The following is a 20,964-nucleotide window of genomic DNA, read 5'->3' on the forward strand; positions in this document are numbered from 1 at the left end:
TTGTCTACTCTGTGAATTCACTACCCTTAATTCAAACCACATGGCATTCAGGATAGAGAACGCACAAGCTAGACTCAAACCCAATATCCAAGAAAAGTACCACATAATACAGCCCTCGCAAATCAATAGGAATGGGGAGCGTTATGCACGCTGTCTGCCGTTACCTTGCCACGCATGACACTGTATACCCAGCTAGTGTATGCAATGATCATTGGTAAGAAGATGCAAGTAACCAACAGCATCACCCATAGTGTGAGGTGGCTCGCGGACGCATCGTAGATCGTTAAGCCGGCATCGGGTTGAGACGACGATGGCAACAAGAAGGGAAACAACGCGAAACCAAAGGTCAGCACAACAGCGATCACAGACACTGACGAGCAGAACACTGCTAACAGTGCGCCGCGCGGAACTAAGAAAATGGCAACCAGTGCTGCCAATACCGCAATCATGGGGGCTAACCACATCCAACTGTAAAGGCTGAAGTTCAACATCCAACCACCCGCTGCTGTCACTTCTACTGTTTTACTCAATGGGTTAGAGAATGCGCCAGGTTCAATAGCAGAAGTCACCACTTGACCTTCTAAGCCTGTAGCTACCCACACACCAGCACCAATAAAAAGCAGCAGCATTAGCAAACCAGTAACTCGTGCGCAACGTACCGCACGCTGCGCAATCAGCCCTTCGGTTTTCCACGACAGCACAACAGCACCTTGGAAAGCCAACAGCAAGATACTGACCACACCAGTCAACAAGGCAAAGGGAGTAAACAAGCCAAAGAAACTACCGGTATATAACGGACGCAACGTTTCCGGATCAAAGCCAAATGGCACGCCCAACAACACGTTACCAATCGCCACCCCAAACACCAGTGCAGACACCACGCCACTCAAGCACCAGATCGCATCCCAACGGTTACGCCACTGCTGCGACTCCATCTTGCTGCGGTATTTAATCGCTACTGGACGTACAATCAGCGCGACTAACAGCAGCAGCATCGCAAGGTAGAAACCCGAGAATGCCATCGCATACAGCACTGGCCATGCGGCAAAGATCGCACCACCGCCTAGAATCAACCATACTTGGTTACCTTCCCAAACAGGGCCGATCACGTTGTACAGCACACGTCGTTCATCATCGGTTTTGGCTACAGCTGGCAATAGCATCGCCACACCAATGTCCGCCCCGTCCATCACTGCGAACAGTGCTAACAATACGCCTAGCAGCAACCACCAAATAATGCGCAGGGTATCGTAATCAAACAAAATAAATGAATCCATGGTTTTCCCCTTATTACTCCGCGCCTAGCACACTATTCTGTGGTGTGAGAGGTACATTAGGCTCAGGACTGTGCTCATCTGGACCTTTACGGATGGAGTGCAACATCACCTTGACACCAATCACAGCCAACGTGGTGTACAGACCCATAAAGACAGCCATACTGATCACCAGATCTGTCACGCTCAAGCCCGAGGCAGCGTAGTAAGTAGGCAGTACCCCTTCAATAATCCATGGCTGACGACCAAACTCGGCCACAAACCAACCACACTCAATCGCAATCCATGGCAGAGGAATAGTCCATAGCGCCACTTTGAGGAAACGTTTGCTATTGGTGATGCGGTCTTTGGAAGCCAAGAAGAAAGCCACAGCAAAGAAAACAATAAAGTAGAAACCCAATGCCACCATGACTCTGAAACTCCAGAACAGCGGCGCCACCTGTGGAACGGTATCCCACGCAGCTTGTGCAATTTGCTCATCGGTTACTTGAGCCATATCGCTGACATGACGTTTAAGCAGCAGGGCGTAACCTAGGTCTTGCCAGTGAGCATCAAACACAGCACGTGCTTCACTATCGGTTTTATCAGCACGCACTTTTTGCAAAGCGTCATAGGCTAACAAACCATTGCGTATACGTACTTGTGCATGAGCAACTAAGTCATTAATACCTGCCATTTCGGTACTCAAGGAACGTGTACCGATAATGCCCATCGCCCATGGAATATCCAGCGCTACAAGGTTTTCACGTTTTTCCTGATCTGGAATCGCAAATAATTTGAAGCTAGCAGGTGCAGGCTCTGTTTCCCACATCGCTTCCATCGCCGCTACTTTCATTTGTTGGTGTTCTGTAGTGAGGTAACCACTTTCGTCCCCCAGCACAACCACAGACAAGGAAGCAGCCAAACCGAAACTCGCAGCAACAGTCAGGGATCTACGTGCGATTTCCAGGTGACGTCCGCGCAAAACGTACCAAGCACTTACCCCTACCACAAACGCTGCGCCCAACACATAGCCGGAGCTAACCGTGTGTACAAACTTCGCCTGTGCCACAGGGTTAAACAGCACATCAGCAAAGTTGGTCATTTCCATACGCATGGTTTCAGGATTGAAAATAGCGCCTACTGGGTTTTGCATCCAGCCATTAGCAATCAGAATCCACAGTGCGGAGAAGTTCGCCCCAAAAGCCACTAACCATGTCACTACCAAGTGGCTTACTTTGGACAGCCTATCCCAGCCAAAGAAGAACAACCCCACAAAGGTTGCTTCCAAGAAGAAGGCCATCAAGCCCTCAATGGCCAGCGGCGCACCAAAAATGTCACCCACGTAATGACTGTAGTATGCCCAGTTCATCCCGAACTGGAACTCCATCACTACCCCGGTCCCCACCCCTAGCGCAAAGTTGATACCAAACAGCTTGCCCCAGAACATGGTCATGCGGCGCCAAATGGCTTTACCTGTCATGACGTACACGCTCTCCATAATGGCAAGCAAGAACGATAACCCTAAGGTTAAGGGAACAAAAAGAAAGTGAAACATTGCAGTGGAGGCAAACTGCCACCTCGACAATGACACCACGTCTAAATCAATCATGTTGATCTCCGGATAACTTCACACTTTTTCGGACCTTGCCCACTAGGCCCAACACCTTCTGTACCTTGGAGCCAAGTTTCATCAAGCTCTGCAAGGTTTCTGGCGGCAAATTCTGGATCTCGTCAAACCAGCCCGTAGCCAGCTCTATCAGTTCCAACATTGCCGCAATTCGTTGATGTTCGTATTCCTCACGCGCGCCGTCTGGTTGCTCCATCAGCATGGAACGCAACAGGGTCAGCGTAGGATCAATCTCGCGCTTACGTTTTTCCTCAACCAAGATGCGAAAAATTTCCCAAACATCTTTGGGTGATTCAAAGTAATCCCGGCGATCACCCACTTTATGGGTCAGCAACACCAGTCGCCAAGACTGCAACTCATGCAGACTCATGCTCACATTGGAGCGTGAGATTTTTAAGGTTTCTGCGATCTCTTCTGCGTGCAAAGGCTCAGGAGACAAAAACAACAATGCGTAAATCTGCCCTACGGTTCGATTTACGCCCCAGCGCCCACCCATTTCACCGAAATGCAAAATAAAGCGTTCGGCCTGCGGGTCCAATACCATCTCTAACTCCTGAAGTTTCAGTAATTACTGAAATTGCAATAATTACCGAATCATAGTCCTATGCACTGGCCTATTCAAGCCTCAAGCTTTAAATCATTACTTCTCCGCAAGCAGGCAAAGACCGGCTAAAATACGCGATTAGGGTAGAATTTTGCTATGAGAGCCTTCATCACACCGGATCCAAAACGCGTTATTGCTTCGGCTCAGCGCACATTCGATATAGAGACTCATGCTTTGCAAGCATTGCGAGGCAGGCTGAATGACAGCCTCGTCAAAGCGGTAGGTCTGTTGCTGAATTGCAAAGGTAGAGTGGTAGTCACAGGCATTGGCAAATCTGGCCATATTGCGCGGAAAATCGCTGCAACCTTAGCGTCCACCGGTACCCCTGCTTTCTTCATGCACGCAGCAGAGGCCCTGCATGGCGACTTGGGCATGATTACCGAAGACGACTTGGTGATTGCCTTATCCTATTCAGGCAAAGCGCAAGAGCTCATCACTATACTTACCGTGACTCGACGTCTAGGCATCAAATTGATTGCCATGACAGGTAACGACCAGTCCGAATTAGCACAAAGTGCAGACCTACATTTAGATGTACATATAGATCAGGAAGCCTGCCCTCTGAATTTAGCTCCTACTGCCAGCACCACCGCCTGCTTAGTGTTAGGCGACGCGTTAGCAGTAGCCTGTTTAGAGGCTCGTGGTTTTAGCACTGAAGACTTTGCCCGTTCCCACCCCGGTGGCGCACTAGGCAAACAATTACTGACGTTTGTTCGTGACGTCATGCGCCAAGGCGATGCGCTACCTATAGTACATACCGACACGCTAGTTACCGATGCTTTGGCAGAAATGTCAGCCAAAGGTATGGGTATGACCATCGTGGTTGACGCCCAACGCCATCCTGTGGGTATTTTTACCGACGGCGACCTACGTAGGCTAATTACTAAGCAAGGCGATATACGCGAGGCTACCGTTTCCGCCGGTATGACCCCCACACCGCGTCAAATCTCTGCCCAAGCTTTGGCTATAGAAGCTGCCCGCATGATGGACGATAACCGTATTCATCAAGTACTTATCACAGACCAGCAAGGCCAACTACTTGGCGCACTGCATATGCATGACTTGCTGGCTGCGAAGGTGATCTAACATGTCTCAAAACACACTACTCACCGCTCCACACCCTGTAGAAGCCTTGATCTTGGCTCGTGTAGATGCGTCACTGCAGCAACGTCTCAAAGCTATCCGACTGATGGTATTTGATGTTGATGGTGTACTGACTGATGGCCGCCTCTGGTATGGCGAGCACGGTGAAGCCCTCAAAGCCTTCCATGCTTTGGATGGTTTGGGTCTTCGTTTGCTCAAAGAAAACGGCGTACATGTCGCGTTAGTAACAGGCCGACAAGGTGCCATTGTTGCCCGACGCGCTGCCGATCTGGGCATTGCTGAAGTACACCAAGGTATTAGCGACAAACTGCCAGTGATCCAAGAAATCGCCACCAAAATGGGGATGAATCTTTCTGAAATCGGCTACATGGGCGATGACATTATTGATTTGATGGCGATGCAACGTGTGGGCTTTGCCGCGAGCGTACCGAATGCGCCCCCTTACATTTCACAAGTTGCCCATTGGGTAGCAACGCAAGCCGGTGGCTCAGGCGCTGTGCGCGAGTGCTGTGATCTGGTTTTGGCAGCACAAGGCAAACTGGGTGCTTGCTTACAACCCAGAACCTTTAACACTGCAGGTTCCATTCAGTAAGGCTTAGCATGCGCGAAAAACTGCCTTCACTCGTTGCGATGATACTGCTGACCATTTTGGTCGTAGGCACATGGTGGGCGGCCGACTATACGCACCGTTCCATTGAAGTAGATCCCCCACGACGTTTCACGCACGAACCTGACTCATGGGCAAAGAACTTTATCTTGGTGCGTAGTGACGAAGAAGGGCGTGCATTAAACCGTCTGGAAGGCAAACACATGGTGCACTTCCCTGACGACGACTCTTACGAAATCACTGATGCTCGTGCAGTTAGTAATCAAGTAGACTCCCCCATTATCATTGCCACGGCAAACACCGCCATCATGGATCAAGACGGTAGCCGCATCACCTTGGTAGGCGATGCCCATGCTCAACGTTTGCCTGATGCCGAACGTAAGCCCTTAGATGTACGCAGTGAAGTGCTGGTGATTCTGCCAGATGAAGACGTAGTACATACTGAAGAACCTGCCTTGGTCGTTAATGGTAATTCCACCATGCGCGGCACCGGCATGCGCTACAACAACACCACACGTCAGCTTGAGGTGTTTTCCGCCTCAGATGTCAAAATATCCGGCCAAGACCGACAAGAACGTCAGTCTTCCTCCAACCCTTGAAGACCTCTATGATTCCTGCACTTTCTACTCTTACGCTACGTCGCTCGCACCCATTACTTTGGTGTGCCGGAGTTGTTTTGGCGCTAGGTACTACGATGGCTGTGGCGCAAACTACGCCCCCTGCAGAAGAGCCTGACACGCTGATTTTGTCCGACACCCTGCACTACGATGACATCAAGCGCGAGAGTGTTTTTGTGGGCAACGTCACCATGACTCGCGGCAATATGACGCTATCGTCTGACCGTTTAACCATGCGTGAAGATGCTGACGGTTTTCAATATGGTACGGCCACAGTAGAACAGGCTGATCGCGTACACCTGCGTCAAGAAAAACCTGAAAAATTTGAGAACATCAAATCAGAAAGCCTGCGTGCCGAATACGATGGCAAGGCCAAACAACTGATTCTGATCGGCCAAGCTGTGGTTACTCGCTATGTATGCGGTCAACCTCAAGACAACATTCGTGGCGAACGTATCGTGTACCACCAAGATACCGACACCTACGAAGCCTTCGGTGGCCCGCAATCTGCTGGCCCTAACCAGCGCGTGCGCTCTGTGACGCGTCACCGTTCCAAATCTGATGCCGCGCTGGCCGAGTGCACTAACAAATCCTCTGCTGCCGCCAAACGCTAATCACGCATTATGGAAAACACAGTTTCTACCCCTCATGAGTCCACTGGCCACCTGATCGCCATTGGGTTAAGCAAAACCTACGGCAAGCGTACTGTCGTAAAAGATGTGTCCATTACCGTAAACAGCGGTGAAGTAGTGGGCTTGCTAGGGCCTAACGGGGCAGGTAAAACCACCAGTTTCTACATGATCGTAGGGATTGTGGCCGCTGACCGTGGCCGTATCGAAATTGATGGCACCCCTATTGCTGCGCTGCCTATGCACAAGCGCGCTCAGTTGGGGTTGTCGTACTTGCCTCAGGATGCCTCCGTATTTAGGCGCCTGACGGTAGAACAAAACATTCGCGCTGTTCTAGAACTGCAAGTTGACCGCCAAACAGGCAAGCGCTTTAACAAGGCTCAAATCAACGAGCAGCTAGAACGCCTAATTGATGAACTACAGATCGGCCACATCCGCACCAATACCGCATTGTCGTTATCCGGCGGTGAGCGTAGACGTGTAGAAATCGCCCGTGCATTGGCCACACAACCCCGTTTCATCTTGTTAGATGAACCATTTGCTGGTGTAGACCCTATTGCTGTGATCGAAATTCAGCGCATTGTGCAATATTTGAAATCCCGCCAAATCGGGGTACTCATTACTGACCACAACGTACGCGAAACACTGGGTATCTGTGACCGTGCTTATATTATTAGCGACGGTACTGTACTAACCAGCGGCCATCCTGACGAGATCATTAATAACGAAGCCGTACGTCAGGTATACCTGGGTCAGCACTTCAAAATGTAGGTACGGGAAAACACGGATTTTTGACCAGAATCATGCTCAAAGGCGTTGACTTATGTATACTGAAGTCATCAATAACAGATATGGAGAACACGCCTTACCTACTGTCCTTCGCACACGTACGCTGTGCATATTGACCTCACAGGAGAGCTTTATATGAGTCTGAGCATTACTGGTCGCAACGTAGAAATCACTCCAGCCATCCGCGAATACGTGGAAAACAAAATTGGGCGCGTCGCCAAACATTTTGATAGCGTCATCGGCATTCAGGTAGTTCTTTCAGTTGAGCGCGTACAGCAAAAAGCAGAGGTTACCCTGCGTCTAGCAGGCAAAGACCTACACAGCGAAGCTGCCGAAGAATCCATGTATGCTGCCATCGACGTATTGGCTGACAAGGTTGAAAGGCAAATTATCAAAGCCAAGGACAAAGTTGGTAATCACGCACACACGCCACATAAGCGTATGGAATCCGCCTCACTGTAAAGGCGCTTGCGTCAGAGTTCCTTTATAATCAGTAAGCCTATACGTTTCTGTATCTACCTAGCCCCGTAACATGGGGCTTTATTATTTCCGCAGTTTCGTATTAAATGGCGCTTAACTCTCATTAATGTGACGGTGCTCACCCGCACTAGTCTCTGTACTGTAAATCATGAACTTACTGTCGCGAATTCTGCCTCCCTCAAATGTTGTACTGGATCTGGTAGCCACCAGTAAAAAACGTGCATTTGAGCAAGCAGGTTTGTTATTCGAAAACAATCAGGGCATCGCACGCACGGTTGTTTTTCAAAGTCTTTTCTCACGCGAACGCCTAGGATCGACCGCGCTGGGTCACAACGTTGCCGTTCCACATGGCCGTATTAAAGATCTTAAAGAGCCGCTAGCGGCTTTTATTCGTTTATCAGAACCCGTTCGTTTCGACGCCTGCGATGGCCGCACTGCGAGTCTGTTGTTTATTCTGTTGGTTCCCGAAAATGCAACTCAGGTACACCTGGACTTGCTGGCTGAAATTGCCCGCCTGATGTCCGACCCTGATCTGCGCCACGCGCTGAACACAGAAACGGATCCTGCTGTCATCCACCAACTTCTCACCAGCCATGTGGATAAACCAGACCATGTTGACGATACAGGAACTTGTTAGCGATACCACTGAACGTCTGAGTTTCAAATGGCTGGCTGGTGAATTATCCGCCGCCCATATTCTGCTGGATCCCGGCATGGCTGCCGCCGATCTGCTTGGGCACTTGAACTTGATTCACCCAGCCCGTATTCAAGTCTTTGGTCTGGAAGAGCTGTCGTATTACCACCGCTTTGATGTAAAGCGACGTCAACACCATCTGGAAGAACTGGCTCAAGGCGGCGTACCTGCCATCATCATTGCTAGCAATGCGCCTGCTCCTGAAGACTTGGTGAGTTTTTGCGCACATCACCACGTTCCTCTACTGGCCTCCCCCTTGGATGCCGCCGAGATCATTGATCTACTGCGTGTGTACCTTAATAAGCGTCTGGCACCCAGCACCATTTTGCATGGTGTGTTCTTGGACGTTCTAGGTTTAGGCGTATTGATTACTGGCGAGTCCGGCTTGGGTAAAAGCGAGCTGGCACTGGAATTGATTTCTCGCGGACACGGTTTAGTAGCCGATGACGCGGTAGAAGTGTTTCGCACCGCCCCTAGCGTGATCGAAGGTCAATGCCCTGCTCTACTGCAAAACCTGCTGGAAGTGCGTGGTTTGGGCCTGCTGGATATACGTACTATCTTCGGTGAAACCTCTGTACGCCGCAAAATGAACCTCAAGCTCATTGTGCATTTGATGCGCGCTAACCCCGCCGACTTCGAGCGTTTGCCTATGCAAGATCGCACTCAATCCATTTTGGGTGTGGATATCTTACAAGTAATGCTGCAAGTGGCGGCGGGTCGAAACTTGGCCGTGTTGGTAGAAGCCGCTGTACGAAACACCATCCTGAAGATTCGTGGCATTGATACCATGCGTGATTTTATTGAGCGTCAGGCTCAAGCCATACAGGAAAGCAGTCAACAGCGCGTAGTATAGAATTGGTATGATAGTTGGACAGTCCTGGTGTAATGCCGGCCATTTTCTCCTTCTGTATGTCGCTGACCATCCATGCTGAAAGTCGTACTTATCACCGGGATTTCCGGTTCTGGTAAATCCGTTGCCCTACGTTTGCTCGAGGACACCGGCTACACCTGCGTAGACAATTTGCCGGTGCCCTTCCTGCAAGAATTCATCGCTCGTTCCGTTGAAACCCAGTTAGAGCGCGTCGCTATTGCAATTGACGTACGTGCCCCTGGTGATTTGAACAGCTTGCCTGGCATCCTCACGCAGCTACGTAATAGCGGTGTGGCATTGCGCGTTATTTTCCTAGATGCTAACGACCATACGCTGAAACAGCGCTATTCTGAGTCCCGCCGTCGCCACCCTCTGACTGACCGCCTTCGTCAAGACAATCAAGCCCCTTCGCTGCAAGCGTGTATTGATGCCGAGCGCCAAATGATGGCGGCTCTGCGCGAACAAGAACACGTGATAGACACCAGTGATTTGGCCCCAGGGCAATTGCGCGCTTGGGTACGCGATCTGGTTCAAGCCGACCGCTCCCCTGTGGTGCTCACATTTGAGTCTTTTGCCTACAAACGTGGTGTACCTGGTGATGCCGACTTAGTGTTTGATGTGCGTTGTTTGCCTAACCCACACTATGACGCTGAACTGCGTCATCTTACAGGTCGTGACGAACCCGTTGCTCAATGGCTAGACCGTTTTGGCAGCGTCCAAAACATGGTGGATGATATTGCCAGTTTTGTTGAACGCTGGCTGCCTCTTTACATGCAAGACACGCGAAACTACCTGACTGTAGCCATTGGCTGTACAGGCGGCCAACACCGTTCTGTCTATGTGGTGGAACAATTGGCCAGACGCTTCTCGCATCACTCGCCTTTGTTAGTACGCCATCGCAACCAACCACCCATCAATCCGGTGCCATGATACGCAGCAAACTTTTCTTCGTTCTTTTACTTAGCGCCATCCTTGCTGGATGCGGCACCACAAGCAAACGTGGCGGTGGTTACTATCAAGATGATGGCCCTGATATTAACCCACCCAAAAACCTGCAATCTATCCCCAATGCGCAGCCCCGCATTGAGCAACACGCCCCTGCCAACATGCGCCCTTACACAGTAATGGGCAAACAATATGTACCTATGACAGGCGATCAGCCCTTTAGACAAACGGGCACCGCCTCATGGTATGGCAAAAAATTCCACGGCCGGAAAACGGCGAATGGCGAAATCTACGACATGTATGCCATGACTGCCGCCCACCCCACACTGCCCTTGCCTAGCTACGCTAAGGTCACACGCCCCCAAACCGGACAGAGCATCATCGTACGTATTAACGACCGAGGGCCATTTCATGGCGGGCGAATTATTGACCTATCCTATGTTGCGGCCACAAAACTGGGGCTTATAGGGCCAGGCAGTGGTGCTGTGATTGTAGAGGCCATTACCCACGACGATATACGCACTGGTGCCTATGGCCAAGGTAGTCCCACACCAGTCACTACACAAAGTCCTGCTACGCTACAACCCGTTCAGCATGATTACCAAAGCGCGCCCTCCACAGGCAAGCTCACCACTATTAGTGAAAACAGTGGTGTGCCACAGGTATATCTACAATTTGGCGCATTCTCTGCACAGCAAAGCGCAAATTCGCTGGTGGATCATCTAAATCAGAAAATTAGCAGTGTGGAATTTCGTGAAGCCCACGTAGCACCGGCCAATGATTTGTATCGTGTACAAATAGGCCCTTACAACAGCCGCACCGAAGCTCTGGATGCTGGCCGTCGCATTGAGCAAGAGACCGGCATCGTATCCAGTTTGGCTATACGATAATTAGCCCTGTTCTTTTAAGTGTAATGCGCAGTCGTAGAGCGCATCACGCTTATACGAACTGGCTTGCCCCGCAAGCTTCACCACATCTTTCACCGATAACTGAGTGAGCAATACACGCATCCATTGTTGCGTAACCTCGTCAATATCAGACTCTTCTACAGCGCTCGCCAGAGCATTAGCATGCACCACCAACACAAACTCACCTTGCTCGTGGTGACTGTCAGCATCTAACCAAGCCTCAACCTCAGTCAACGCTAAGGTATGCACTTGCTCAAAGCGCTTAGTAAGCTCTCGTGCCACGCTCACCTGACGATCAGGGCCATACACTTCCAGCATATCTAGCAAGGTGGCACGTAAACGGTGCGGCCCTTCAAACATGAGCACAGGGCCATCAAACCTATCCCATTGCTGCAGCCATTTACGTCTGGCCATAGATTTAGGTGGCACAAAACCTGCAAAAGCAAAAGAGGGGTTTTCGTCTGTGGTTACACCCGTTGCCATCAGCGCAGTAATCACAGCGGAAGGACCCGGTAACGGCAATACCCTATAACCCGCCTCGCGTACTTTACGCACAATACGTGAACCGGGATCGCTCACGGCTGGCGCTCCCGCATCGGACACCAACGCCACTCGTTGACCCGCTTCTAGCTTTGCCACAATTTGCTGAGCAGCTTGTTCTTCGTTGTGACGGTGAGCGGCCATCAAAGGCGTATCCACCCCCCATGCTTGCAGCAACGGGCGAGTAGAACGAGTATCTTCGGCGGCAATCACATCACAACGACGCAAAGCTTGCCAGGCACGCAAGCTCATATCCGTCAGATTGCCTATAGGCGTCGCTACGACATACAGGCAGGATTCAGGCCAAGACTGCTCTTCTGTACGTTGCAACAGGCTCTGAACTGTCACTCCCATGCCCTGTTCTATCTTGATCTCATCCATACTACGTAGTCACCTTCTCAAATTATCCTTCACCATGAGCCAGCTACTTACCCCTGCCGCTCTGGCACGTCTTGCTCAACGCCGTGCACTGCAACGACGCACCCGAGGTGGTGCCACCCAACCTAAGCGCCTTCAGTTGTCCCCAACCCAGCGTGTGGGACAACGCTATGAAGATCGCGCCGCACAGTATTTGCACGAACAAGGGCTCTGCATACTGGCTCGCAATGTTTCTAGCCCTTTCGGGGAAATAGACATCATCGCTACCGATCAGCGCACGCTGATGTTCGTTGAAGTTCGCTATCGCCACCACGCTCACTTTGACGGAGCAGCCGCCAGTGTAAACCGAAGCAAACAACAACGTATCCGCCTATCTGCATCTTTCCTGCTTTCCCACCTTTGCCAACAACATTTCGGTGGAAAATTGCCACCTTGCCGCTTCGATGTTGTGGCTTTTACTGACTCAGAACTACTCTGGATTCCTGATGCGTTTACATAAGGTTGCGATTTTTTGTGTTTTCACACTATAACCTGCAGAAACCGCCCCCACTCTATGCGAGGGCATCCCCCATTACGCAGATAGAAGTGTCATAATCGTGGGAACCATTGCTACGGCATTCACCTCAATTCTTGATCATGCGATAATCAACATCATGGATCTGATCGCCAAAATGACTCAGCACTTCGACGATTCCGCCGAAGCGCTTTATCTCAGCGCACAGGAGCTCACTGAGCCTCTGGCTGCCTCTGTAGAACTTTTATTTGCCACACTGACCAACAATGGCAAAGCGCTTGCCTGCGGTAATGGTGGCTCGGCTGCTGATGCCCAGCATTTTATTGCTGAACTGGTAGGGCGCTTTGAACGCGATCGCCTGCCATTGGCGGGTATAGCCCTGAACACCGACACCTCTATTCTGACCGCTGTAGGTAACGATTACGGCTTTGATGCTGTGTTCGAACGCCAAGTCGCCGCCCTTGGGCAAACCGGCGACATTCTGGTGGCAATTTCCACCAGCGGTAACTCAGAAAACGTGATGCGTGCTATTCAGGTTGCCCACGAACGTGATCTGGTCGTGATTGCCCTCACCGGTAAAGGCGGTGGCAAAATCGGTAAGATGTTACGTGACACCGATATTCACCTGTGTGTTCCACACGAACGCACCATGCGTATTCAAGAAGTACACATGCTCATGCTACATGCAATGTGTGATGGTATTGATGCGCTCCTACTCGGAGATGTTGAATAATGTTTTTTTCTGTTCGTACTACCCGCCTTTCTCTTATCGCTCTAGGTTTAGCTGGCAGCATCACGCTTAGTGGTTGTGCTGCTATTGCTGTAGGTGGCGTTGCCGCTACAACGGCTAGCGTCGCAACCGACAGACGTACAGCTGGCGAGCAGGTTGAAGACCAGAGCATTGAACTGAAAGCGGGCGCCGAAGCCCGTAAACTGGTTGGCGAACAGGATGCACGCATCAACACCAACTCCTACGCTGGGCATCTGCTGTTGGTAGGTGATGTACCTACCGAAGAACTGCGCCAGCAAGCTGAAGCAAACGTTAGCAAAGTAGCCAAAGTACGCAAGGTCTACAACTACCTGCGCGTGGGTGATGTCACATCGCTAAGCGTGCGCTCGAACGATAGTTGGCTCACCACCAAAGTGCGTACGGCATTGATCAACACCAAAGAAGTACCTAGCCGTACTATCAGTGTCACCACCGAGCGTGGTGTGGTTTACCTGCAAGGTAAAGTCACTACCACCGAAGGCGAACGCGCAGCCTTAGCTGCTGCCGGCGTAGAGGGCGTGAACAAGGTTGTTAAGCTGTTTGAATATGTTAGTCCTGCCAGTGTGCAGCAAGAACAGAACCAAACCAGCACAAACAACTCTAACACCAGTAGCAATACCTCTACTCCACCCGCCTCATCCGGCTCGCTGGATAATGGCCCTGTCGCGATACCTGTTCAATGAGCAAGCTGTTTTCATTACTGTCTAAATTAATGCTGGTTGGCGTGCTAGGCTTCCTAGCCGCCTGTGGTGACTCTGACTCCGATTCCAGTACTAAAGCCCCTGATGTCACCTTCCACACACTGGAAGGCGAAGACATCAGCATGGCCTCCTTACAAGGTAAGGTAGTACTGGTGAAATTTTGGGCAACAGACTGTACTACCTGTGTAGCGCAAATGCCTGACACCAGCAAATACGCCACTGACTATGCCGATCAAGGCTTTGAAGTCATTGGTGTAGCTATGAAGCACGATCCCGAAGAATATGTACGCAACTTTACCAGCACACGTCAACTGCCCTTTACCGTTGCGCGCGATGCAGATGGCAACATTGCCAAAGCCTTTGGCGATGTACGCTTAACCCCCACGGCTTTCCTAATTGATAAAAAAGGGAACATCCTACGGCGTTATGTGGGAAATTACGACAAGCAAACCTTCATCAATACCCTTGAAAAAGCACTTGCCGGTTAAAATTTCCGTCATTTGGTAGTACAGTATTCATTCAGACCCCGGGCGCTAACGCTTCCCGGGTTTTCTTTCATCTTTGCATGTGAACACCGAGATGACCACTTCCAGCGAATCACCAAGTTCCTCCCCCACCATTAAAGCGGAAGTTCTTTCCGAGGCCCTGCCCTACATCCGTCGATTCCACGGTAAAACGGTAGTGATTAAGTATGGCGGCAACGCCATGACTGAAGAAGCATTGCAGCGCAGTTTTGCCCACGACGTGGTGCTACTGAAGCTAGTTGGCCTGAACCCTATTGTGATCCATGGTGGTGGACCACAAATTAACGACGCCTTAAAACGCGTTGGCAAAGAAGGTACCTTTATTCAAGGTATGCGCGTCACCGATGCCGAAACCATGGAAGTGGTGGAATGGGTGCTGGGTGGCCAAGTGCAACAAGACATCGTTATGATGATCAACGAAGCTGGCGGTAAAGCGGTGGGCTTAACCGGTAAAGACGGCTGCTTGATCCAAGTGAAGAAAAAATATCTGCCTGATGCAAACGATCCTGACAACATGATCGACATTGGTTTTGTGGGCGACATTACCCGCATCGAACCCGCCGTAGTTAAAGCCTTGCAAGATGACCAATTCATCCCCGTAATTTCCTCTATTGGTTACGGTGAAGACGGTCGTGCCTACAACATCAACGCAGACGTTGTAGCGGGGAAAATGGCTGAAGTGCTGGGTGCAGAAAAGCTGATTATGCTGACTAACACCCCTGGTGTACTGAACAAAAATGGTGAGTTGCTGCGTCGTTTGTCAGCACAAACTATTGATGAGCTGTTCCAAGACGGTACGATTTCCGGTGGTATGCTGCCGAAGATATCCTCTGCTCTGGATGCGGCCCGCAACGGTGTGAACTCTGTGCACGTGATTGATGGTCGTGTACCGCACTGCTTGCTGTTGGAAATCCTGACCGATCGTGGTGTAGGCACCATGATTAGCGCGCACTAATGCTGCATCCTCCGCAACGCCCGCTGCGTACGCGCAGTGGGCGGCATTATCCGCAAACAACGGCCCCACATACTGTCTGGCTCTTTGATCTGGACAACACCCTGCACAATGCCTCGCACGGTATCTTCCAAGCCATTGATCGCAGCATGACCGAAGCCGTAGCTGAGTTTGTGCGTGTAGACATGGATGAAGCCAATGCGTTACGTCAGAAGTACTGGAAGCGCTATGGCGCCACCATGATTGGCCTACACCGGCATCATGGCATAGACGCACATGCTTTCTTACACCGTAGCCATAACTTTGATTTGCAGCCGCTGCTGTCTGCTGAAGATGACATCATCCATCAGTTAAACCGCTTGCCTGGCCGCAAAATAGTGCTCACTAATGCACCAGAGCATTACGCACGCGACGTCTTACAGCTATTAGGTATGCAATCACTGTTTGATGAGATTTGGGCAATTGAGCATATGCAGTTGCAAGGCCGCTTCAGGCCCAAGCCTTCACTGGCATTGATGCAACAGCTACAAGCTCGTTTTGCCATCCCCGCTGAACAGTTTGTCTTAGTAGAAGACACCCTGCGCAATCTAAAAAGCGCCAAGCAATTAGGCATGCAAACCGTGCACATTTTCAACCCCGGCACACCGCATTCGGCGCTGCACCGTGGTAGAAATAGTTATGTGGATTTACGCATTCAAAGCATACGAGATTTGGCTCAACGCCATCGTAAGCTAAAACTGGTGGAGTACAGCAGCCGTTAATCTGGCTGCCCGCATACCTCGCAACCAGGGTCTTGCTGGAAGCGTATGCTGTGCCATTTGGCGGTTAACGCGTCAAAGCTCAGCAAACGCCCTACCAGCGGCTCACCGAACTCACCCAACACCTTCAGTGCCTCTGCTGCTTGCATACAGCCTATGGTACCTACAACAGGTCCAAACACCCCTGTAGTCGCACAACGCAGCTCTTCCACATCATCCGCTTCAGGAAATAAGCAGCTATAGCAGGGTGCAGTAGGTTGGCGCAGATCGTACACGCTGATCTGCCCTGAGAAACGTATACCTGCTCCCGACACCAGTGGCTTACGGTGACGCAAGCAACTACGGTTAATTGCATGGCGCGTAGCGAAGTTATCGGTACAATCCAGCACTACATCAGCCGCCATTACCAACGGCTGCAGCGCGTCTTCGTCTAAGCGCTGGCATACCGTATTAATCGTAATAGAAGGGTTCAGTGCAGTCAGACTGAGCTTGGCAGATTCTGCCTTATGCATGCCTATGCGATCAGTGGTGTGCAGAATTTGACGTTGTAGGTTACTTAACTCTACTTCGTCGTCATCCACCAATGTTAGGGTACCCACACCGGCTGCTGCCAGATAAAAGGCAGCGGGAGAACCCAGCCCACCAGCCCCCACGATGAGGGCATGTGAGGACACTATACGTTCCTGCGCTTCCACGCCAAATTCATTTAAGAGAATATGGCGTGCATAGCGCATCAAATGCTGATCATTCATTGCTGACTCAGCTTAAGGCTTGGCCGGCTCTAGTCCGTGAGGCGTGACTTTAAACCGCTCTGCCCCATCACTATTGCGCGTCGGCGCTACTCTTTTTTTTTGAGCATCGTCAGACTCAGCATCAGCTGGTGTCTCAACCACAGCGCTTGGGTCTGATTTTTTTACTTCACGGCCTTCCAAGAAGTTAACAGCCTGCATTAACTGGAAGTCGTCAGCACCACCGAACTCAAACATTTTAGGCTCAGCCACGTATTCTTGTGTGTCTTTCTGCTCATCTTCGTTGTCGCCGCTTTCATTATGCAAGTGACGCTGCAAATCAGCCTCACGTGGCAAGCGGAACAAATTACCTTGCGCAGTATCGTCTACCAAGATATCTGGCTCTACACCCGTAACCTGAATACTGCGGCCTTGTGGTGTGTAGTACAACGCTGTAGTCAGCTTGATACCGGAATCTTCGCCCAAAGGCAGCACGCTTTGCACTGAACCTTTACCGAAGGATCGGCCACCCAAAATCGTTGCACGATTGTGATCTTGCAACGCACCAGCCACAATCTCAGACGCCGACGCCGAACCTGCATTCACCAACACAACGATTGGGATTTCACGCAACCAACCCAGCGAGCGCAAGGCATCTGGATCACCACGCAAATCACTCAATACCGATGCCATAGGTTTAGCAAAGTATTCGCGGTTAGAGGATGGAATACGGCCTTTGGTAGAAACCACCAATTTGCCTGGTTCCACAAACGCAGAGGTCACACCAATAGCGCTTTCCAACAAACCACCTGGGTCGTTACGCAAATCTAGTACCAGACCACGTGGCGTGGAGCCTTCGCTCAAAGTGCGCAACTGGCGAATCAAGTCAGCGGCCGTACGTTCTTGGAACTGTGCAATACGCACGTACATCAAGTCGTTATCCAGCTTCTTACCACGCACGCTCTGTACTTTGATCAGATCGCGAACAATGGTGACGTCTATAGGCTTATCTTGCCCGGCACGTTGAATCGTCAATTTCACAGAGCTTTGTGGTTCACCGCGCATCAACTTAATGGCGTCGTTCAAGCTCATGTCTTTGGTAGGTTGACCATCAATTTGCGTGATGATATCGCCTGCCATGATGCCGGCTTTCGCTGCTGGGGAGTCTTCAATAGGAGAAATCACCTTAGGGCGACCATCTTCACTACCGATTTCAATACCCAAGCCACCAAAACCACCCTGCGTCATATTTTCCATTTCTTGGAATGCTTCGGCATCCAAATAAGTGGAGTGAGGGTCTAGTTCAGAGAACATGCCACGGATCGCATCGCCAATCAGTGCTTGATCGGAGACGGGCTCTACGTAGCTGCTTTTGATGGCTGAAAACACATTGGCGAACTGTTGCAGTTCACGCAATGGTAGCGGCTCACCTCTTTGGGCCACTGCACTGACGGTTAGGCTGATCAGCACTCCACCCAATGCACCTAAGCCTATTAATCCAATTCCGCGAAGCCTGCGATTAGCCATGTATTTCCTGTAATCTCGAATTATTTGGTATTGCCCTATGGGGCAGCGCTCGCACTATTTTTAAAGCTTGAGCAACAGACACTTCCTGCGTAGAGGTAAAGAATACCGCCATCTGCCTAGCCCCGCAACCATAGTTGAGGGTTAACGGGCTGCCCATTTTGACGGATTTCAAAGTACAAGCCGGGCTCAACTTGCCCCCCTGTTGCTCCTACTCTCGCTACCTCTTCACCAACGCTTACAACATCACCCACTTGCTTCAATAAGCTTTGATTATGCCCATAAACGGTGAGCAAACCGTTGCCGTGATCAATAATTAACAAATTCCCGTAACCGTTCAACCAGTTGGCATATACCACCTGCCCTGCCCCTACGCTTTTCACAGCACGGCCTTGATCTGCACGTATCATGATGCCGCGCCATTTACCTCCACCGTCTGGTCTATCTACACCAAAACGCCCCTGCACTGTACCTTGCACAGGCATAGGTAAGCCTTTAGACAAACCCTTGAAGCCACCACTAGGCACTTCGCGTATAGGGTTAGAAGGAGCAGGAGTAGGTTCAGGCGGTGCCGCACGTACCACTTCGCGCACAGGCGGAGGGGGCGGCGGTGTAGCCACTGGAGGTGTCGATTCTGTAATACGTATACGTTCACGCGGTGTTTCTGTCGCATCTACCGCCACCACGCCATCTCTGGGGCGTACTTGCACCACTTGCAATGGTTCACGAGCCTGTTCAGCACGACGGCGCTCTTCGGCTACACGTATTTCTTCTGCACGTCTGGCAGCAACTTCACGCGCTTGGCGATCTGCGGCCTGTTGACGTGCTGCCGCTTCTGCTGCTTCGCGGCGTTGACGCTCGGCAGCTTCTCGACGTCGCTGTTCAGCCTGTCTGGCCAATTCGGCTTGCCTAGCAATTTCCACATCTAAGCCGCTAATCAGCCTACCCAGACGTTCATCATTATTTTGCAAGCGCGACGCTTGTCCACGCTGTTGGTTCAACTCTGTCTGAACCCGCACCAAGACTTGGCTTCGTTCAGTTTGCTGAGCTACTAACTCTTCTTTCTTTTTCTCGCTTTCTTCACTGAGCTGGGCCAGCTCACGCTGTGATAACTGCACGTTCGCTTTCAAGCGCTCTAGGTTGCGCAACGTAGCGTGCAAGGCTTGAATTTTCTCTGCCTGCGCTTGTGAGACATACGACAAGTAACCGAGCTCGCGCTGTATAGCCTGAGGGTCATCACCCGACAATAATGCAGCCCATGGTGATAAACCACTGGCATACATAGCACGTAGTTGCTCTGCCAGTTCTTGTTGACGTTGGTCACGCAGTTTTTCTTGCTCACTGGTTTGTGCTTGCAACTCGCCTAAGTGTTTTTGCACCTGTTTGGAGCGCTGCTCTAGTTCCAGCAAACGTCTATCCGTGTCGGAAATAGCACTTTCCGTAGCACGCAGCGCCTGGGCTGCGTCTTGACGGGAAGTTTCCGCCTTTTCTATGTTTCGCTGCAACGATTGTATGCGTTGGCGTAGCTCTTGCTGCTGCTGTCTCGCCTCATTTTGTCGGGACTGTAAGTCTTCTGCCCCCACCGCTAGCGGGGAAACAGCCAATAATGACCACAGCAAGAGCACGCCACGACGCATATTATTTCGCCTTACCCTGAGCAGCTACGGCTTGCATTTGTGCCGCAATCGCTTCTTCGTCGCCCAGATAGTAGTGACGAATAGGCTTCAGGTTTTCATCCAGCTCGTATACCAGAGGTTGGCCTGTAGGGATGTTCAGGTTAACGATTTCTTCTTCGGACACGTTATCCAAGTACTTGATCAACGCGCGCAAGCTGTTACCGTGAGCAGTCACCAGTACGCGACGACCTGCACGAATAGCAGGAGCAATAGATTCGTTCCAGAAAGGAACTACACGCTCTACGGTTGTCTCTAAGCATTCTGTAGCAGGCAATTGCTCAGCTTTCAGACGGCTGTAACGGGGATCAAAACGTGGGTGACGAGGATCGTCTTCAGCGACTGGCTCAGGGCCGATGGAATAAGCACGACGCCAGATATGTACTTGCTCTTCACCGTACTTTTCTGCAGTTTCTGCTTTATTTAAACCCTGCAACGCGCCATAATGACGCTCGTTCAAGCGCCAACTCATGCCTACGGGCGTGTACATAGCATCCATGGTATCGAGAACGATCCACAGAGTACGGATGGCGCGTTTGAGCACTGAGCAGAATGCGATGTCGAACTCATAGCCATTAGCTTTGAGCAACTCGCCCGCTTGACGGGCCTGTTCACGGCCAGTTTCAGTCAGGTCTACATCTGTCCAACCGGTAAAACGGTTCTCCAGATTCCACTGGCTCTCGCCATGACGCATCAATACAAGTTTATACATGGTAAAAATACAGCCTCTACGTTAAAAATTGCTGTCCATTTTATAATTAAACCCTTCAAC

24 protein-coding genes and 1 pseudogene are annotated in these 20,964 nt (G+C 50.9%); 16 read left to right on the forward strand and 9 right to left on the reverse strand.

Annotation, left to right across the window (positions count from 1 at the left end; translation table 11 throughout):
- Positions 1-24: 24 nt before the first annotated feature.
- The 4 genes and pseudogenes from cydX to AC3QL0_RS14080 form a co-directional block, all read right to left on the reverse strand.
- Positions 25-105: pseudogene (gene cydX, locus AC3QL0_RS14065) on the reverse strand (cytochrome bd-I oxidase subunit CydX); the annotation flags it as partial.
- A 17-nt stretch (positions 106-122) separates the two neighbouring features.
- Positions 123-1,277 (reverse strand): cytochrome d ubiquinol oxidase subunit II, encoded by a 1,155-nt coding sequence (gene cydB / locus AC3QL0_RS14070; RefSeq protein ID WP_493009035.1) that lies wholly within the window; start codon positions 1,275-1,277, stop codon positions 123-125.
- 13 nt (positions 1,278-1,290) lie between these two features.
- Complete coding sequence (locus AC3QL0_RS14075) at positions 1,291-2,865, reverse strand: cytochrome ubiquinol oxidase subunit I (protein WP_493009036.1); 1,575 nt, start codon at positions 2,863-2,865, stop codon at positions 1,291-1,293.
- Positions 2,858-3,427: a GbsR/MarR family transcriptional regulator gene (locus tag AC3QL0_RS14080; protein WP_493009037.1), complete on the reverse strand. Its 570-nt coding sequence runs from the start codon at positions 3,425-3,427 to the stop codon at positions 2,858-2,860. Before AC3QL0_RS14080 ends, AC3QL0_RS14075 begins: the two co-directional genes overlap by 8 nt.
- Positions 3,428-3,583: 156 nt before the next feature.
- Here AC3QL0_RS14080 and AC3QL0_RS14085 point away from each other — a divergent pair, with 156 nt between their 5' ends.
- The 10 genes from AC3QL0_RS14085 (at position 3,584) to AC3QL0_RS14130 (ending at position 11,113) form a co-directional block, all read left to right on the forward strand.
- Entirely contained in the window at positions 3,584-4,573 is a 990-nt protein-coding gene (locus AC3QL0_RS14085) for a KpsF/GutQ family sugar-phosphate isomerase (protein WP_493009038.1), read from the forward strand.
- Position 4,574: 1 nt separating this feature from the next.
- Positions 4,575-5,183, forward strand: a complete 609-nt coding sequence (locus AC3QL0_RS14090; RefSeq protein WP_493009039.1) for a KdsC family phosphatase — start codon at positions 4,575-4,577, stop codon at positions 5,181-5,183.
- Between the two features lie 8 nt (positions 5,184-5,191).
- Positions 5,192-5,797, forward strand: coding sequence for an LPS export ABC transporter periplasmic protein LptC (gene lptC / locus AC3QL0_RS14095; protein ID WP_493009040.1), 606 nt, complete (start codon positions 5,192-5,194; stop codon positions 5,795-5,797).
- Between the two features lie 8 nt (positions 5,798-5,805).
- On the forward strand, positions 5,806-6,429 hold the full coding sequence (gene lptA, locus AC3QL0_RS14100) for a lipopolysaccharide transport periplasmic protein LptA (RefSeq protein WP_493009041.1): 624 nt from the start codon (positions 5,806-5,808) through the stop codon (positions 6,427-6,429).
- A gap of 9 nt (positions 6,430-6,438) precedes the next feature.
- A complete protein-coding gene (gene lptB / locus AC3QL0_RS14105) occupies positions 6,439-7,215 on the forward strand; it encodes an LPS export ABC transporter ATP-binding protein (protein ID WP_493009042.1) in 777 nt (258 codons plus the stop codon).
- Between the two features lie 153 nt (positions 7,216-7,368).
- Positions 7,369-7,695, forward strand: coding sequence for a ribosome hibernation-promoting factor, HPF/YfiA family (gene hpf / locus AC3QL0_RS14110; RefSeq protein ID WP_166407370.1), 327 nt, complete (start codon positions 7,369-7,371; stop codon positions 7,693-7,695).
- 166 nt (positions 7,696-7,861) lie between these two features.
- The gene (locus AC3QL0_RS14115) at positions 7,862-8,350 is read left to right on the forward strand and encodes a PTS sugar transporter subunit IIA (protein ID WP_135863084.1); all 489 of its coding nucleotides are present in this window, start codon (positions 7,862-7,864) and stop codon (positions 8,348-8,350) included.
- On the forward strand, positions 8,325-9,260 hold the full coding sequence (hprK, locus tag AC3QL0_RS14120; RefSeq protein WP_493009043.1) for an HPr(Ser) kinase/phosphatase: 936 nt from the start codon (positions 8,325-8,327) through the stop codon (positions 9,258-9,260). The genes AC3QL0_RS14115 and hprK overlap by 26 nt, the downstream gene beginning before the upstream one ends.
- A 72-nt stretch (positions 9,261-9,332) precedes the next feature.
- On the forward strand, positions 9,333-10,208 hold the full coding sequence (rapZ, locus tag AC3QL0_RS14125; protein WP_493009044.1) for an RNase adapter RapZ: 876 nt from the start codon (positions 9,333-9,335) through the stop codon (positions 10,206-10,208).
- Positions 10,205-11,113 carry a septal ring lytic transglycosylase RlpA family protein gene (locus AC3QL0_RS14130; protein WP_493009045.1) on the forward strand — a complete coding sequence of 303 codons (909 nt, stop codon included), beginning with the start codon at positions 10,205-10,207 and terminating at the stop codon, positions 11,111-11,113. The genes rapZ and AC3QL0_RS14130 overlap by 4 nt, the downstream gene beginning before the upstream one ends.
- Here AC3QL0_RS14130 and rsmI read toward each other — a convergent pair whose 3' ends face one another.
- Positions 11,114-12,052 (reverse strand): 16S rRNA (cytidine(1402)-2'-O)-methyltransferase, encoded by a 939-nt coding sequence (gene rsmI, locus AC3QL0_RS14135; RefSeq protein ID WP_493009046.1) that lies wholly within the window; start codon positions 12,050-12,052, stop codon positions 11,114-11,116.
- Positions 12,053-12,086: 34 nt separating this feature from the next.
- Here rsmI and AC3QL0_RS14140 point away from each other — a divergent pair, with 34 nt between their 5' ends.
- The 6 genes from AC3QL0_RS14140 (at position 12,087) to AC3QL0_RS14165 (ending at position 16,270) form a co-directional block, all read left to right on the forward strand.
- A complete protein-coding gene (locus AC3QL0_RS14140; protein ID WP_493009047.1) occupies positions 12,087-12,548 on the forward strand; it encodes a YraN family protein in 462 nt (153 codons plus the stop codon).
- Between the two features lie 154 nt (positions 12,549-12,702).
- Entirely contained in the window at positions 12,703-13,296 is a 594-nt protein-coding gene (locus tag AC3QL0_RS14145) for a phosphoheptose isomerase (RefSeq protein WP_493011003.1), read from the forward strand.
- Positions 13,296-14,015 carry a BON domain-containing protein gene (locus AC3QL0_RS14150; RefSeq protein ID WP_493009048.1) on the forward strand — a complete coding sequence of 240 codons (720 nt, stop codon included), beginning with the start codon at positions 13,296-13,298 and terminating at the stop codon, positions 14,013-14,015. The genes AC3QL0_RS14145 and AC3QL0_RS14150 overlap by 1 nt, the downstream gene beginning before the upstream one ends.
- The gene (locus AC3QL0_RS14155) at positions 14,012-14,521 is read left to right on the forward strand and encodes a peroxiredoxin family protein (protein ID WP_493009049.1); all 510 of its coding nucleotides are present in this window, start codon (positions 14,012-14,014) and stop codon (positions 14,519-14,521) included. The genes AC3QL0_RS14150 and AC3QL0_RS14155 overlap by 4 nt, the downstream gene beginning before the upstream one ends.
- A gap of 91 nt (positions 14,522-14,612) precedes the next feature.
- Positions 14,613-15,512, forward strand: coding sequence for an acetylglutamate kinase (gene argB, locus AC3QL0_RS14160; RefSeq protein WP_493009050.1), 900 nt, complete (start codon positions 14,613-14,615; stop codon positions 15,510-15,512).
- Positions 15,512-16,270 (forward strand): pyrimidine 5'-nucleotidase, encoded by a 759-nt coding sequence (locus AC3QL0_RS14165; RefSeq protein WP_493009051.1) that lies wholly within the window; start codon positions 15,512-15,514, stop codon positions 16,268-16,270. Before argB ends, AC3QL0_RS14165 begins: the two co-directional genes overlap by 1 nt.
- Here the strand turns inward: AC3QL0_RS14165 and AC3QL0_RS14170 are convergent.
- The 4 genes from AC3QL0_RS14170 to gpmA form a co-directional block, all read right to left on the reverse strand.
- Positions 16,267-17,019, reverse strand: a complete 753-nt coding sequence (locus AC3QL0_RS14170) for a HesA/MoeB/ThiF family protein (protein WP_493009052.1) — start codon at positions 17,017-17,019, stop codon at positions 16,267-16,269. The genes AC3QL0_RS14165 and AC3QL0_RS14170 overlap by 4 nt on opposite strands.
- Positions 17,020-17,031: 12 nt before the next feature.
- Positions 17,032-18,522 carry a S41 family peptidase gene (locus AC3QL0_RS14175; RefSeq protein ID WP_493009053.1) on the reverse strand — a complete coding sequence of 497 codons (1,491 nt, stop codon included), beginning with the start codon at positions 18,520-18,522 and terminating at the stop codon, positions 17,032-17,034.
- Positions 18,523-18,638: 116 nt separating this feature from the next.
- Positions 18,639-20,156, reverse strand: a complete 1,518-nt coding sequence (locus AC3QL0_RS14180; protein WP_493009054.1) for a murein hydrolase activator EnvC family protein — start codon at positions 20,154-20,156, stop codon at positions 18,639-18,641.
- Position 20,157: 1 nt separating this feature from the next.
- Entirely contained in the window at positions 20,158-20,904 is a 747-nt protein-coding gene (gene gpmA, locus AC3QL0_RS14185; RefSeq protein ID WP_493009055.1) for a 2,3-diphosphoglycerate-dependent phosphoglycerate mutase, read from the reverse strand.
- Positions 20,905-20,964 lie beyond the last annotated feature (60 nt).

The sequence above is a fragment of the Paenalcaligenes sp. GW821-LYS-B07-1 genome (genome assembly GCF_058803365.1).

Excerpts from the sequence above, each read along its gene's own strand:
- hprK (WP_493009043.1), top strand. The coding sequence starts at position 8,325 with ATGTTGACGATACAGGAACTTGTTAGCGATACCACTGAACGTCTGAGT.
- lptB (WP_493009042.1), top strand. The coding sequence starts at position 6,439 with ATGGAAAACACAGTTTCTACCCCTCATGAGTCCACTGGCCACCTGATC.
- lptA (WP_493009041.1), top strand. The coding sequence starts at position 5,806 with ATGATTCCTGCACTTTCTACTCTTACGCTACGTCGCTCGCACCCATTA.
- AC3QL0_RS14145 (WP_493011003.1), top strand. The coding sequence starts at position 12,703 with ATGGATCTGATCGCCAAAATGACTCAGCACTTCGACGATTCCGCCGAA.
- AC3QL0_RS14140 (WP_493009047.1), top strand. The coding sequence starts at position 12,087 with ATGAGCCAGCTACTTACCCCTGCCGCTCTGGCACGTCTTGCTCAACGC.
- argB (WP_493009050.1), top strand. The coding sequence starts at position 14,613 with ATGACCACTTCCAGCGAATCACCAAGTTCCTCCCCCACCATTAAAGCG.
- gpmA (WP_493009055.1), bottom strand. The coding sequence starts at position 20,904 with ATGTATAAACTTGTATTGATGCGTCATGGCGAGAGCCAGTGGAATCTG.
- AC3QL0_RS14075 (WP_493009036.1), bottom strand. The coding sequence starts at position 2,865 with ATGATTGATTTAGACGTGGTGTCATTGTCGAGGTGGCAGTTTGCCTCC.
- AC3QL0_RS14165 (WP_493009051.1), top strand. The coding sequence starts at position 15,512 with ATGCTGCATCCTCCGCAACGCCCGCTGCGTACGCGCAGTGGGCGGCAT.
- AC3QL0_RS14130 (WP_493009045.1), top strand. The coding sequence starts at position 10,205 with ATGATACGCAGCAAACTTTTCTTCGTTCTTTTACTTAGCGCCATCCTT.
- AC3QL0_RS14180 (WP_493009054.1), bottom strand. The coding sequence starts at position 20,156 with ATGCGTCGTGGCGTGCTCTTGCTGTGGTCATTATTGGCTGTTTCCCCG.
- hpf (WP_166407370.1), top strand. The coding sequence starts at position 7,369 with ATGAGTCTGAGCATTACTGGTCGCAACGTAGAAATCACTCCAGCCATC.
- AC3QL0_RS14085 (WP_493009038.1), top strand. The coding sequence starts at position 3,584 with ATGAGAGCCTTCATCACACCGGATCCAAAACGCGTTATTGCTTCGGCT.
- AC3QL0_RS14170 (WP_493009052.1), bottom strand. The coding sequence starts at position 17,019 with ATGAATGATCAGCATTTGATGCGCTATGCACGCCATATTCTCTTAAAT.
- cydB (WP_493009035.1), bottom strand. The coding sequence starts at position 1,277 with ATGGATTCATTTATTTTGTTTGATTACGATACCCTGCGCATTATTTGG.
- lptC (WP_493009040.1), top strand. The coding sequence starts at position 5,192 with ATGCGCGAAAAACTGCCTTCACTCGTTGCGATGATACTGCTGACCATT.
- rsmI (WP_493009046.1), bottom strand. The coding sequence starts at position 12,052 with ATGGATGAGATCAAGATAGAACAGGGCATGGGAGTGACAGTTCAGAGC.
- rapZ (WP_493009044.1), top strand. The coding sequence starts at position 9,333 with ATGCTGAAAGTCGTACTTATCACCGGGATTTCCGGTTCTGGTAAATCC.
- AC3QL0_RS14155 (WP_493009049.1), top strand. The coding sequence starts at position 14,012 with ATGAGCAAGCTGTTTTCATTACTGTCTAAATTAATGCTGGTTGGCGTG.
- AC3QL0_RS14080 (WP_493009037.1), bottom strand. The coding sequence starts at position 3,427 with ATGGTATTGGACCCGCAGGCCGAACGCTTTATTTTGCATTTCGGTGAA.
- AC3QL0_RS14090 (WP_493009039.1), top strand. The coding sequence starts at position 4,575 with ATGTCTCAAAACACACTACTCACCGCTCCACACCCTGTAGAAGCCTTG.
- AC3QL0_RS14150 (WP_493009048.1), top strand. The coding sequence starts at position 13,296 with ATGTTTTTTTCTGTTCGTACTACCCGCCTTTCTCTTATCGCTCTAGGT.
- AC3QL0_RS14175 (WP_493009053.1), bottom strand. The coding sequence starts at position 18,522 with ATGGCTAATCGCAGGCTTCGCGGAATTGGATTAATAGGCTTAGGTGCA.
- AC3QL0_RS14115 (WP_135863084.1), top strand. The coding sequence starts at position 7,862 with ATGAACTTACTGTCGCGAATTCTGCCTCCCTCAAATGTTGTACTGGAT.